The sequence below is a fragment of the Rhodococcus sp. NJ-530 genome, from assembly GCF_003860625.1.
Classification (GTDB): domain Bacteria; phylum Actinomycetota; class Actinomycetes; order Mycobacteriales; family Mycobacteriaceae; genus Rhodococcus_F; species Rhodococcus_F qingshengii.
In genome coordinates, this window is the sequence record NZ_CP034152.1 from 246,492 (window position 1) to 259,555 (window position 13,064).

Annotated in this window: 9 protein-coding genes; 3 read left to right on the forward strand and 6 right to left on the reverse strand. The window is 64.7% G+C overall.

What is annotated here, in order from left to right:
• The first annotated feature begins 65 nt into the window (after positions 1-65).
• Positions 66-1,016, forward strand: a complete 951-nt coding sequence (locus EHW12_RS01085) for a DMT family transporter (protein WP_125050189.1) — start codon at positions 66-68, stop codon at positions 1,014-1,016.
• On the opposite strand, the gene EHW12_RS01090 is transcribed toward EHW12_RS01085, so the two are convergent.
• The 3 genes from EHW12_RS01090 to EHW12_RS01100 form a co-directional block, all read right to left on the reverse strand.
• On the reverse strand, positions 1,013-4,315 hold the full coding sequence (locus tag EHW12_RS01090; RefSeq protein WP_125050190.1) for an arabinosyltransferase domain-containing protein: 3,303 nt from the start codon (positions 4,313-4,315) through the stop codon (positions 1,013-1,015). The two genes, EHW12_RS01085 and EHW12_RS01090, sit on opposite strands and share 4 nt — an antisense overlap.
• A 73-nt stretch (positions 4,316-4,388) precedes the next feature.
• A complete protein-coding gene (locus EHW12_RS01095) occupies positions 4,389-7,643 on the reverse strand; it encodes an arabinosyltransferase domain-containing protein (RefSeq protein WP_125052502.1) in 3,255 nt (1,084 codons plus the stop codon).
• Between the two features lie 82 nt (positions 7,644-7,725).
• Positions 7,726-7,995 (reverse strand): helix-turn-helix transcriptional regulator, encoded by a 270-nt coding sequence (locus EHW12_RS01100; protein WP_003943854.1) that lies wholly within the window; start codon positions 7,993-7,995, stop codon positions 7,726-7,728.
• A gap of 49 nt (positions 7,996-8,044) precedes the next feature.
• Between EHW12_RS01100 and map the strand changes: the two genes are divergently transcribed.
• Entirely contained in the window at positions 8,045-8,809 is a 765-nt protein-coding gene (map, locus tag EHW12_RS01105; RefSeq protein ID WP_030535815.1) for a type I methionyl aminopeptidase, read from the forward strand.
• Between the two features lie 9 nt (positions 8,810-8,818).
• Here the strand turns inward: map and EHW12_RS01110 are convergent, their stop codons facing one another.
• Positions 8,819-10,651 carry a hypothetical protein gene (locus tag EHW12_RS01110; RefSeq protein ID WP_042921226.1) on the reverse strand — a complete coding sequence of 611 codons (1,833 nt, stop codon included), beginning with the start codon at positions 10,649-10,651 and terminating at the stop codon, positions 8,819-8,821.
• 317 nt (positions 10,652-10,968) lie between these two features.
• Here EHW12_RS01110 and EHW12_RS01115 point away from each other — a divergent pair, with 317 nt between their 5' ends.
• The gene (locus EHW12_RS01115) at positions 10,969-11,658 is read left to right on the forward strand and encodes an MspA family porin (RefSeq protein ID WP_037126068.1); all 690 of its coding nucleotides are present in this window, start codon (positions 10,969-10,971) and stop codon (positions 11,656-11,658) included.
• A 21-nt stretch (positions 11,659-11,679) separates the two neighbouring features.
• On the opposite strand, the gene EHW12_RS01120 is transcribed toward EHW12_RS01115, so the two are convergent.
• Together EHW12_RS01120 and EHW12_RS01125 are read right to left on the reverse strand one after the other, a co-directional pair.
• Positions 11,680-12,312: a hypothetical protein gene (locus tag EHW12_RS01120; protein ID WP_202022615.1), complete on the reverse strand. Its 633-nt coding sequence runs from the start codon at positions 12,310-12,312 to the stop codon at positions 11,680-11,682.
• 99 nt (positions 12,313-12,411) lie between these two features.
• Positions 12,412-13,020, reverse strand: coding sequence for a TetR/AcrR family transcriptional regulator (locus tag EHW12_RS01125; RefSeq protein WP_228401673.1), 609 nt, complete (start codon positions 13,018-13,020; stop codon positions 12,412-12,414).
• Positions 13,021-13,064: the final 44 nt, after the last annotated feature.

Sequence of the window (13,064 nt, forward strand, 5' to 3'; positions counted from 1 at the left end):
TGCTACCGAATATACGGTCTGAACATTTGCTTGTGCTGAATAGTTAGCGGCAGGAACATTGTCGAGTGACCACTCTGACCTCCGCGACCGCGCAGACACCGACACCCAGCCGAACTCCTCGGGGGCGCATCGACCCTCGACTGCTCGTCGTCGGAGGCGCAGCCGCGATCTCGATCAGTTCGCTCCTCATCAAGCTGGCCGATGTCGGGCCCTCGACGGCCGTCTTCTTCCGTTGCTTCCTGGCCCTGCCGCCGCTGTTGTGGTTGGCATGGCGGGAGTACCGCCGGGTGGGCAAGCCGAGCCGGCGGGCAGTTGTTCTGCAGGTGCTCGGCGGTCTGTTGCTCGGACTGGATTTCGCGTTGTGGTCGCAGTCGATTCTGATGATCGGCGCGGGGATGGCGAGCGTCGTCGTGAACGTGCAGGTGGTCGTGGTGCCCGCACTGTCCTGGTTGGTGTTCGGCAATCGGGTGCCGATGCGGTTCGTCTTCGCCCTGCCGTTCATGTTCACGGGAATCGCCTTGGCGGGCGGCGTGTTCGGAGGTGGGGGAACCGGCGACGACTTGCTGTGGGGAACGGCGCTCTCGCTCGTCTCCGGAATCGCCTACGGCGGCTACATCTTCGTGGTCGGCCGGACGGGCGAGGCGGATCGGGCCGCGAGCCAGGTGTTGATCTCGACGACGTCCGCGGGCATCGCCGGGTCCGTCATCGGATCACTGTGGGGCCGGATCGATTTCGTCCCGGGCTGGGAAGCGTTCGGCTGGCTCGCGGCACTGGCACTGGTCGGCCAGGTGTTCGGCTGGATGCTGATGGGGCACTCGCTCCCTCGGCTTCCCGCCGAGGTGGGCGCGACGCTCCTGCTCATGCAACCGGTACTTGCCGTACTGCTGGCGGTTGTGCTGCTCGGCGAACGGCCAGGCGTTGGGCAACTACTCGGGTGCGTCGTCGTTGTCGGAGCGGTCTCTGCCGTCTCCGTACGTCGCACCCGAGCAGTCACCCGAGTAGGTAGCGCAGGCTAGTGCACTCGCATCTCGCCGGGCATCCACATGCCCGAGCGGGTTGCGGTGCCCGTCTCCACCTCTGCCGGAACCGCATTGGGGAAGTACCGGTCGTACCGCTCGAGTGATCCCCAGTCCCGCGCCCAGTCGTCCTTCAGGTACGTAGGAACCGTCGTCGCACCGGCAAGAACCTCGGTGAATCCGAGCGGGCCACCGTTGTCCGCGGACTGCCAGGTGTCGGTGGAACTGACCGCAAGAGGACGGTCCGGGAGGATGCGGAAGTTCGGCATCTCGGCCACACCGTTCTGATGTGTGAACGGACGTTGGCACGGGAACTGAAGGCCGACAGCCCAGTCCAGGAGGACCGGCTGCTCGTTGCCGATGTACGAGTTCAGGGACTCGAGCTTGGGCACGCGCGGCGGCGTGAATGCCATCCACTGATCGCCCGTGAGGTTGGGATCGAACGCGACCACCCGAACGGCGTCCGCGTCCGGCGCGAGTTCGTCGATCGGGATACGGACGTTGCGCCACGACGGCGCGGGTCCGATGTCTCGCGGCATGTACGAACCCTGAACCTGCACGGTTCCGTCGGGCTGAGTCTTGCCGTACTCGACCAGAAGTGACTGGCCGTACGTGATCGCACCGGTGTTGTCGACGGACCACACACGCCCGGCGACGGACATGACCACCAGCGGTGATTCTTCACTGCGAGTGGGCAATCCGTACCAACTCGAGATGAGGGAAGCAGGTTCCTGCACGCCGGGCTGGTAGCTGCCCATGACCGGCGTTTTCGACGGATCGAGGCCGAAGGGGAGCTTGGCCGTGCTGCCGTTGACGCCGACGTTGCCGGTGCCGCCGCTGGTTCCGGCACCGGAACCGGTGGCGAAGGTGGGACCGACACTCTGGCTGTCGGTATTGCCCATGCCCTGCTTGACTTCGATGTAATCCGCAGTCAGATCGCTGGGAACCCCATTGGGGGAGAAGCCCTTCGAATCAACTCCGGACAACGGATTCTCGGCGTTGAATCCGGGAGCGGTCAGAGGCCGCAGATTCCCGGAATTGACGTCGGTCTCGACCAGAACGTCCTCGGCCATGCCGCAGGTCTTGCCCGCGAGTGCCTCGATGTTGCTTCGGCCCAGCGAGTACGCCGGGTACTGCGACACTGCACCCTTGAGTAGCGAGAGCACCTCGAACAGGACCATCAGACCGGCGATCACGGTGAGGGGAGCGGCCGCGAACTTGCGAATTCGTCTGCCCTTGGCCGTGTTCGGCTTCTCGGGCGGGGCGGCAAATCCCTCACGCAGGTACTGCCAGGCGGCAAAGGCCAAGGCGAGAGCAAAGAGCGCGAGGAACAGGGTGTTGGATTCACGGCCGTCGTAGGAGATGGTCTTGTCGAACCACGGCACGCCGTAACTCGAGACGTACCAATAGCCGTTGATGCCGGCGAACGTCAACGCGAGCATCAGGAGCAGTCCGGCCACGAACACCGATCGGTTACGACGCGAGCGCAGGGCGGACGCGGACACGGCCACGGCGGTCAGCGCGGCGAGAGAACCGGCGATGCCCGCGTACGCACCGAAGTGGTGAGTCCACTTGGTGGGGTTGAACATCATCAGGAACATCGTGCCGAAGACGACGCCGACCAGGCGCCACGACGGACCGGTTGCCGCGCCGGGGACGCGGCCGCGGCGCAACAACACGAAGAGCGTCGTGAAGAGGCACAGGATCATCGTCAAGAACGCGAAGCGTCGGGCAACCGAGCCGTCGACTGTCTGGACGAAGAGGTAGTAGTAGCGCAGGAAGTCCTGGTACCACTCGAGATTGGGGCCGATGATCGTTCGGACGCGCGTGGCTTCCATGACACCGGCAAAGGTCTGGTCGGCGAAGATGACCACCAGCACGATGGTTCCGGCAGCGGCGATCGGAGCGAGAAGCGGCAGTGTGCCGACCAGTCGGTGACGTTTGACGACGATGCGTACCAACGGGCGCACACCGGCGAGAAGGGCTGCGATACACATCAATCCGGTGGGTGCGGCGGCAAGAGTGAAGGCACCGATCAAGATTGCCGTGGCCGCGGGCAGCAGACGTCCGGTGGCGATGGCGCGCTCGATGGAGCACCAGGTGAGCAGTGCGCCGAGAGCCACGATGGGCTCGGGACGAAGACCGTTGTTGTACGCCAGCCAGAAGGACAGGAACACCAGACCGCCGGTCCAGAGGGCGACGTTGCTCCGGCGAACCGCCCGGCCGAGACGCGGGACGACCTCGCGGCTGATGACCATCCAGCACAGGATTCCGGCGAGCAGAGCGGGCAGACGCATGAACGGGCTCGCGGTCGAGATCTTCGCCATCACGGCCAGCACTTCGTAATACCAACCGAACGGGGCCTCGGGAACGCCGAACCAACGGAAGTAGTTGGCCATGTATCCCGCGTCCGGTGAGACTCGGGCCATGGTGAGGAGGTAACCGTCGTCGGCGGTGTTCGCGCCGATGAAGTGCCACACGACGAGCGTGCCGACCACCACTCCGTCGATACCGGAGAACTTCCACCAGCGTGCGGGCAGGAAGCGTCGGTGCTTGCGGCCGTCGGTGCCGTCGAGGCGAGCCAGGGCGACCAGCGCGACGATGGTCGAGAGGACGGCCACGATCATCGCGACCAGCTTCAAGACGCTGGGGCTCAAGGAGAAACGTGAGTCGATCGTCATCGAGAAGCCGAGGCCCTCGGGGGCAGCGCCGTCGGGCAGGTCGCTGAAGACGCCGACCACCTGCGGGCGGAAGTCACCGTCGAGCTGGCCACGAATCGGGTTGCCGTCGGGATACGTCAGTCCGACGAACTCTGCCGTGGTTCGGTTGACGTCGGAGCTGAACGCGATGGCGCCACAGCGACTGGACTCGACGTCCTCGCGTGCCGCCGAAGCGACGACGACGTTGCGATCGAGCACGTCGACGCTCGTCGCGGACACCCGGACGAACATCGACGACAGTGCCGCGCCGTCGCCCTGTGCAGGTGCCGTCGACAGCAAGATGCCGCCGCCCTCGGGCAGCGAGCTGACCGCGGTACAGGGGATCGACGCGTTGACGTCGATGGGAACCTGCGCCATCAGAGGTGCCTCGACGTCGCCGATCACACCGTTCTGCGGCCAGTTGACCGAAGCCGTCGTCTGCACGACGGGAAGCAGCGGAGTTGCCAGTGCGAGCACGAAGCCGAGCAAGCCGGCGATGATCGCGACCCATCGCGTGCGATGGAAACGCTCGCGGGCATCCTGACCAGCAGGAGGCGGCGAACTCGAAGTCTGAGGTGAAGCTGTCACGGCGTCGGGCACGGCTACCGATGGTATGTCAGGGCTGAGCGTGGACCTACCGTGCCTGGGTGGTTGGTAGGTCCACGCGTAACAGTTACGACTGGTAACGAATCGGGCCCGGTGTCCAGGTGCCCGATCGGGTCTCGGTGGTGACGTTCATTTGCGCGGGAACCGCGTCCGAATCGAGCGGTGTGTACTGCTCGAGCGATCCCCAGTCACGATCCCAGTCGTTGTCCAGATAGGTCGGCAATGCCCTGGCCGAGAGCAGTTCGGTAGTCCAGCCGAGCGGTCCGCCGCCGTAGTGGTCCTGCCAGGCGTTGGTGGACTCCGCGCCGATGCGGTCGGGCAGGATGCGCCAGTCGGGGATCTCGGCGACGCCGTACAGGTGATCCACCGGACGTTGGCACGGGAAGGCCAGACCGACAGCCCAGTCCATCAGCACGGGATCGGTGGATCCGACGACGTCCTGCAGCGTGCGCATGGTCGGCACTCGTGGCGGTGTGACCGCCAGCCACTGGTCGGCGCTGATGTCGGTGTCACTGGCCACCAGACGCACGGTGTCGGCGTCTGCGGGCAGCTGATCCATCGGAACGCGCAGGTTGCGCCACGACGGCGACGGGCCGATGTCGATCGGATCGACACGTCCCAGTGCGTCGACGCTCCCGTCGGCCTGCTTCTTGCCGTACTCGACCTGCAGCACTGCGCCGGGGGTGACGATGCCGTCGGAGTTGACGTAGCGGATGCGTCCGGCGGCCGCGACGGTCAGGAGCGGTGCGGCGTCGTTGCGCTCGGGGAGTGAATACCAACCGGTGGTCAGTGACGCGTTCTGAGGTGCTCCGTAACTACCGAGCACCGGGGTTTTTGCGGGGTCGAGCCCGAACGGGAGCGCGACGTTGCTGCCGTTGACGCCGGCCGTCGACTGCGAGCCACCGGCGGTGCCGGATCCGGTTCCCGGCGTGGTGGTGCCGGACTGCGAGGTCGAGGTGTCGAGGCTGTTTGCACTGCCTGCCGTCGAGTCTTCTGCGTCGGCCGTGAGGTCGCCTGCAACCCCGTCCGGCGAGAACCCGGTTGATTCGCTCGCACCGAATGCACCTGCGCCGGCGAGATCGGTGGGCCGATCCGTCAATTGCAGAACGCCGGCGTTCGGATCGGACTCGACGAGTACCTCACCCGCGAGACCGCAGCTTCCGCCGAAGACGGATTCGATGTTGGACTTGCCGATCGAATACGCGGGGTACTGCGCGACCGCGCCCTTGAGCAGGGACAGCACCTCGAACAGCACGACCGCTCCGGCCGCGATGGTCAACGGTGACGGGGCGAGAAGGCGGAGTCGCCTGGTCTTCTTGACGCTGTCCTCCGTGCCGTTTCGCCGGCGCGGCTCCATGACGTGGTACCACGCGGCCAGCAGCAGCGCGAGAATCGTGAGGCCGAGGAAGGCCGTCGAGAATCCCTTGCCGGCGATTGACGGCGGCTTGTCCCACCACGGGACGCCGTAACTCGAGACGTACCACCAGCCGTTGGAGCTCGTGAACGCCACAGCGAGGATGAACAGGATGCCCGCGGCGAACAGCGCGCGGTTTCGTTTGGAACGCATGCTCGACGCACTCACACCGACGGCAGCGAGGACGGCCACCGTGGCGGCCAGACCGGCGTACACACCGAAGTGGTGAGTCCACTTGGTGGGGGTGAACTGCATCAGGAGCAGCGACGCGAACACGATGCCGAGGATTCGGCGCGAGGGCCCGATAGCGGTGCCGGGGATCCGGCCCTTGCGCAGGATCATCATGACGCAGAAGACGAGTCCGACGATCATGACGAACATGCCGAAGCGGCGGGCCAGTGAGCCGTCGGGGGAGATGGTCATCAGTGCGTCCCAACGCAACCGTTCCTCGAACCACGGAACGTTCGGCCCGACGGCCGTTCGCACTCTGGTCGATTCGAGAACTGTCGCGAGGGTTTGATCTGCGAAGACCGCGACGAGCACCACGGTTCCGGCGGCGAGAATCGGCATGATCTGGGACAGGAAGCCGACGCGTTTGCCGCGGGCGATCAGGATCTGCAGGATCGGCCGGGCGCCGGCGATCAACGCGCCGATCGCGATCAACCCGGAAGGTCCGGCGGCCAGCGAGAATGCGGCGATCAGCACGGCCATCGCGGCGGGCAACAGACGTCCGGTAGCGATGGCGCGTTCGATGGAGCACCACGTGAGCAGAGCGCCGAGGGCGATGATGGGCTCGGGGCGCAGGCCGTTGTTGTACGGCAACCAGAAGGCGAGGAACACGAGCCCGCCGGTCCAGATGGCAACCTTGTTGCGGCGCACCGCAACACCGAGTCGCGGGATCACCTCGCGGCTGATCACCATCCAACACAGAATGCCGGCGATCAGCGCGGGCAGGCGCATCCACATGCTCGCGGTGCTGACCTTCGCGAACAATGCCAGCACGTCGTAGTACCAACCGAACGGCGCTTCGGGGACTCCGAACCAGCGGAAGTAATTGGCCATGTACCCGGAGTGCTCCGAGACCCGGGCCATGCCGAGCAGGTAACCGTCGTCGGAAGTGTTGGCGCCGAACACATGCCACAGCGCCAGCGTGCCGATAACCAGGGCGTCGATGCCGGTGAACTTCCACCATCGCGCCGGCAGGAACCGCCGTGCACGACGGCCGTCGACGCCGTCGATCCGGTGCAGTGCGTACAGCGAGACGATGGTCGAGAGTGCCGCGACGATCATCGCGAACAGTTTGAGAAGTGTGGGGCTGGACGAGAACCGGGAGTCGACGTCCATGTGGGCGGACAGTCCGGCGGGCGCTGCGCCCTGCAAGTCGGTGAAGATGCCGACAACCTGTGGGCGGTAGTCACCGGTCAGGGTGGTGCCGACGCCGTCGATACCGGTGACCGCCGCGACGGTCTGCTCGGAGTTGGTCGTGATGGTGATCGCCGTGCACCCGCTCAGTTGATCGAGCGGGGTCGAGATCAATACCGAATCGCGGATGAGTGCTTCGAGGCGGTCGGCAGTGGTGCGGACGGTGAGGCCGCGGGCGTTTCGGTCCGGCGCCCCGTTCGGCATGGTCGAGAGCAGTGTGCCGCCGCTGCCGCCCAACTGGCCGAGGGTGGAACACGGGATGGTGATGTCGAGCGATGTGGGCGAGTAGGAGATCAGCGGCGACGAAACGCTGTTGACGGTCCCACCCTGCGGCCAGTCGATGCTCGCGGCTTCCTGCTTGACGGGCAGGAAGGGCGTAGCGAGTGCAAGAAGCAGGCCAAGAAGGCCGGTGACTATCGCGATGAGTCGTGCCGTCCGGACTCTCTGGGAATCCGATTCTCGGGGAGCTTCGGGGCCAGTGGGCACGGGTTTCGGGGGCACTACTACTTCAGACGGCACAAGGAACGATGTTAGGCGAGTGCGGGCCCGCACATCCTGAGAGAACTACTCAGGATGCAACTTCCTGTTCGGATTGTGGTGTTTCAAGTGTTCGGGCGATGGTGTCGAGTGAAATACCCAACACTTCCGCGACCGCGCTGATGGTGAAGAAGGCGGGTGTCGCGATGCGGCCGGTTTCGATCTTGCGCAGAGTTTCGACCGAGATGCCGGCGTCGAGCGCTACCTGAACCATGCTTCGGTCGCCCCGCGCCGATCGCAGGAGTTCACCCAGTCGTAGTCCTCGTTCGAGTTCTTCCGCCGTCAGCGGCACGCGCACCATGTGCTTATAGTAATACCGGTATAGTTATTCGACAAGGAAGGTGTTCGAAATGGTCGAAATCAAGACCGCAGGGGAAATCGACGCGATGGCGGCGGCTGGGAGAATCACGGCGCAGGCTCTGGCTGCGGCGCGTGAGGCGGCAAGCGTCGGGGTGACGTTGCTCGAATTGGACGCCGTTGCCGCGGAGGTTATTTCGGCGGCCGGCGCCTCGGCGCTGTTCTTGAACTACCGGCCGGCAACGGCATCGACGCCGTTCCCAGGCGCCATCTGTGCGAGTGTGAACGATGCTGTGGTGCACGGTATCCCGAATGAGTACCGGCTTCGCGACGGTGACCTGGTCAGCATCGACTGCGGCGCGAGACTCGACGGCTGGTGCGGCGACTCCGCCATCAGCTTCACTGTCGGGCGGGGGAGTAGTGAGGATCAGGCACTGATCGACGCGACCGATGAGGCACTTGCCCGTGGCATTGCCGCTGCCCAGCCCGGAAACCGATTGGGCGACATCGGTGCCGCGATCGGACAGTACGCGCGTGGCCGCGGGTACGGCATGCTGGCCGATCACGGTGGGCACGGCATCGGCCGCGAGATGCACGAAGGCCCGGACGTGCCCAACGAAGGTCGAGCAGGCAAAGGCTTCCGGCTGCGTCCCGGCCTGGTCATCGCCATCGAACCGATGCTCATCGCCGACGGAACCGACGACTACCGGCACGACGCCGACGGGTGGACCCTTCGCACCGTTTCGGGCGCCCGGGCTGCGCACAGTGAGCACACGGTCGCGATCACCGAAGACGGTCCGGTGATCATGACCCGCTGATCAACCCGCTCAGCTCTGGTTGGAGGTCTTGCCGCTCACGAGGTCTCGTACGTCCCACACCCACACGTCGTCGACGCGCTTGGCGTCGAAGCCGACCAGCTCGTCGACCGTGTGGCGCAGGGCGTCGTCGCCGGAGAATCGGGGAAGCACCAGTACGTCGGCGTGCCAGTACCGCAGGTCGGTCAGTGCGTTCGCTCTGGTGCCCACGTCGATCAACGGGACCTTGCCGGTTTGTTTGGCATTGACCAGCAGGGTCGAGGTGGGCCGGGACTCGGCGCCGTAGATTCCGGCGCGGGTCTTCGAATCCGGGCCGACGAAGTACCCGCCGGCGATGGGGAAGCCGAAGTCGGCGTCGACCTGCCAGCTCAGTGCGCGGGCGTCTTCGGCGCTCGCGACGGGAACCGTCACCAGGGTGCCGTCGCTGACGTAGTTCTCCCACGAGCCGCTGGTGATGAATTCGGGCGTCGCAGATCGCTGATCGGCGTCAATGGGGGTCGGGATCAGGGGAATCATCGCGACGGCGAGAGCCACCAGCCAGACACCGGCTGCCGTGCGGCGCGGTCCACGAAGTTCGACAAAAGCGCGGTAGGTGCCGAGGGTGAGCAGCAGCCCGATCGCCGGAATCGCGCCCATCGCGAATCGGGATTCGAGCACCGATTCGAACAACGGCAGGTCGGCGAGGAGTTTCCACGGCAGAGTGATGCCGGTCTTGTCACCGTCGATGGTCAGTTCGGAACCGAGTGAGAGCACACCCATGACCACGATCACGGCGGCAGCCGCGCGGGTCAGGCGGATGCGCCACAGCCACACCGTTGCACCGAGAAGCAGGAGCACCAGCGGCCATCCGAAGTACGCGTTCTCCTCGGTCGGGTTCATTCGGAACTCCGCGCCCTCGGGGTCGCCCGCAACCGATTCGGTCGGGAACGTGGTGAGTGCAGCGGTGTCGTTGCCTGCCTGACCGTGTGAGACGCCGTCGTAGCTCGCTGGGCCGAAGAACTGCGACCACAGCGGCACCGCGGTGATCAGGAGTGTGACCGCGCCGCCGATCACGAGGCCGGGCATCGCGCGCTTGATCGCCTGGCGCGACTTGGCCAGGCCGGGCAGTGCATAGGCGGCGCCGAACACCATGGCTGACATCGTGAAGATGAGGAGCGGTTCTTCGCCGAGGAAGATCTGCCAGGCGACGAGTAGGCCGAGGACGACACCGTCGCGAACCGGACGCTTGCCGTTCGAAATGCGCACTACCTGCAAGAATATGAACGGAAGTACGAAGAACGCGACGAAGTTCGGGTGGCCGTTGGCATGCGAGATCATGGCGGGCGCAAATCCGCAGAACCCCGCTCCGACGGCGGCGGCGACCTTGGAGCGGACGGAGACGCCGGTCAGCACGTGCCGCGAGAATGCCCAGTACCAGGCGATAGCGGTGCCGCCGAGGCCGGCAGTCAGTCCGATCGCATACGTGGCTGTCGGTCCGAAGATCAATGTGATCGGGGCCAGCGGGATGCTGATCCCGAACATGGCGGTATTGGCCATCAGGTTCACGCCGAGCGGGTAATTCTGCAGGTCACTGAACAGTGGGCTGCGGAACTGGGCGAGGGCGTGAGCGGTATCGGCGAAGAACCATTCCCACATGGCCTGGTCGCGGCCCGCGTTGAACAGATAGCCGGACTGCAGATCGCTCCACAGGTTGGACATCACGTAGATCGCCGCGACGGTGAACGTCGCCATGATCGCGAGGTCGACCAGACGACCGCGCTGGACGACCGAGCGCCGCACTGCTGAACGGACTCGCCCTGGACGTGCTTCTTCGAGCAGTTGGACGTCGGGCAAGGTCTCGGTCATGCAGTCGGTGCCTTTCGGTTCTGGCGCCCATCCCTGAAGTGGCAGTTCTCAGAAGTTCGGGGTGGCCTACTTAGGTCTCGATTCGATAACTTCCTCTGTCAGAGTAACGAACAAAACGGTTCGCGTCCGCGAGCGGGCGCACTCAGCGGGACAAACCGGTCCGCCCGACTTGTCCGAAAAGTAATGTTTTCGTGCACCGTTTGACGGGTTCGTGACCGGGGTATCGCAACAAGGATCTTGCTCGCGTTTGTTCAGGCAGCCCCGACGAATCCCATCCTCGACGAAGAGTTGGAACCTACGTCCGGGGCCTATACCGGATGGGATGGTGCTTGTGCATGTCGAAGACAGCAGTTCGTAGTAGCGCAGTAGGAGCAGTGGCCTTGTTGGCCGTTGTCCTGGGGGGTGGGACGGCGTCGGCAGGCGTCGACAACACCAGTTCGATCACCGACGTCAAAGGAAATCGGATAGAAGTCTTCCAGGCTGATACCGCTATCCACGTCTTTCCACCTCTCGACAGCTCACCGCTGAGTGTCGAGTTCTTCCACGACGGGGTTGCCGGCGTGAAGATCGACGGCCCGGATGCAGCAAGTTTCACCGGAACGAAGCTGACGATCGGCTATCAGATCGGTTACCCGATCGCGCTGACCGGCGCGACGGTCGTTCTCAACAGTCCTGGTCTCGACTGGGCAGTCGAGAGCGGAACGAACCTCGGGATCGGTCTGGTTCCGGATTTCGAACTGGGCCTGGATATTTCCAATGGGTTCGTCATCGGCGGCGACATCATTCCGTCGCAGGAACTGGACGTCGACCTGGCGCCGGGCGGTATCACCGACGTCGCGCTGCTCGAAGATCAGGAGTTCGACGGTCCCGAAGCCGCTGTCCGTCTGTCCGGAGTTCACGGTTACGTACAGGGAGCAATCGGGCCGGTGACCATCAGGCCGTACGCGAAGGCTGTCACGTCGAATGGCGATACCGTCGTCACTTACGGTGTACCGCAGAGGCTTTAGCGAAAGCGGATGCTCCCGCCGTCACGCTGCAACAGCGTGATGGTGGGAGTTTTCCGCGTTCCTTGTGGTCGAATCGGCGCCACGAATCGGCGAAGCGTCCGCCCAGTGGGCACTACGGGAAACACTGACGAGTTTCGCGACCAACCGTGCCGCGATCCACACGAGGTACACGGCGGTGATCAGAAGCAGAAGTGCCCAGTCGTGCGCGAAGAATCCGACTATCCCGCCGATCGTGAACGCGAGGGCGACGAAGACGACCCGTCCGCCCACGTCGGTCTCGACCAGATACTCGGGTTCGATCGGGTCGTCGGGTTCACTCGATTCATCGACGTCCTCGGATGACTCGGCCCTGGACTTCTCGTGGTGTTCGGTGGGGATCTCGAGTAGCTCGCCCCATTCGAGCACCGCAACGGTGTGCGCGGTGTCGGTCGGGATCGCGCGGTAGTCGCGGGACTCGGACACGTCGATGAGAGCCCTTGCCAGAGTGAGTACTTCGATGCGATTGCGAATCGCGACGCTCAACACTTCATGGAAAGCCTGCTCGCGCCCGAACGGTTTGCCGCGCGCAATGACCAGAACATGCTCTGCGGAATCGAGAACTGCACGATGCGGTACAAGCTCGCGGCTTTGCGCAACGAGTTCGCTCACTGTCATCACCTACCCCGCCGGTGGTTGATGCGGCCGTTTGCTCGACTGCGCTTGGAGGGGCTGAGTACCCCGGCAGTTTCGGAAACAAACTCGCCGGACAGCGTGTCAGATTTGCGCAGCCGGGGCCGAGAGTGCTCCGAGGCAACTTTCGATCAGGTCGGCAACGATCACGTGAGCACGTTCGCGGCTGTCGACGCGGCCTTCCCACGTGGCAAAAGTGACGACGGTGAGCACGGTCAGAGTTCCCGCCCGAAGTTCGGCGATCTCTGCCGGTAACGAGGACACAGCGACTATCCGCCGCTGAACTTCGCGGAAACTCTCGGCCTGCATGTGGTCACGGATAGTCGACGACATCGCCGGGTCGAAGATCGACTGCACCAGGAACCGCGCGTACAACGTGCCCTCGCGGTAGATGGTCTGTTCCGCCAACGGCAGGACGAGAGCCTCGACGAGGGCACGCATCGTCGGTGGATTCGCGTCGAGATCGATCGTGTCGAGCAACTCACGACGACGCTCACCGGCAGGTCGCATTCTGGACTCGACGACGGCCGCCAGCAAACCTTCACGTGACCCGAAGTGATACTGCGCAGCCGATTTGTTGGCCTGCCCGGCTTCGGTCTGAACATCACGAAGAGTCAGAGCGGCCAGACCTCGCTCGGCAACCAGACGCTCGGCTGCATCGATCATCGCCGCTCGGGCATCGGTTCGGGGCACGGTATGAAGTTAGGGGTGCGTCGGGGTCGCGTCAACGACCCCGA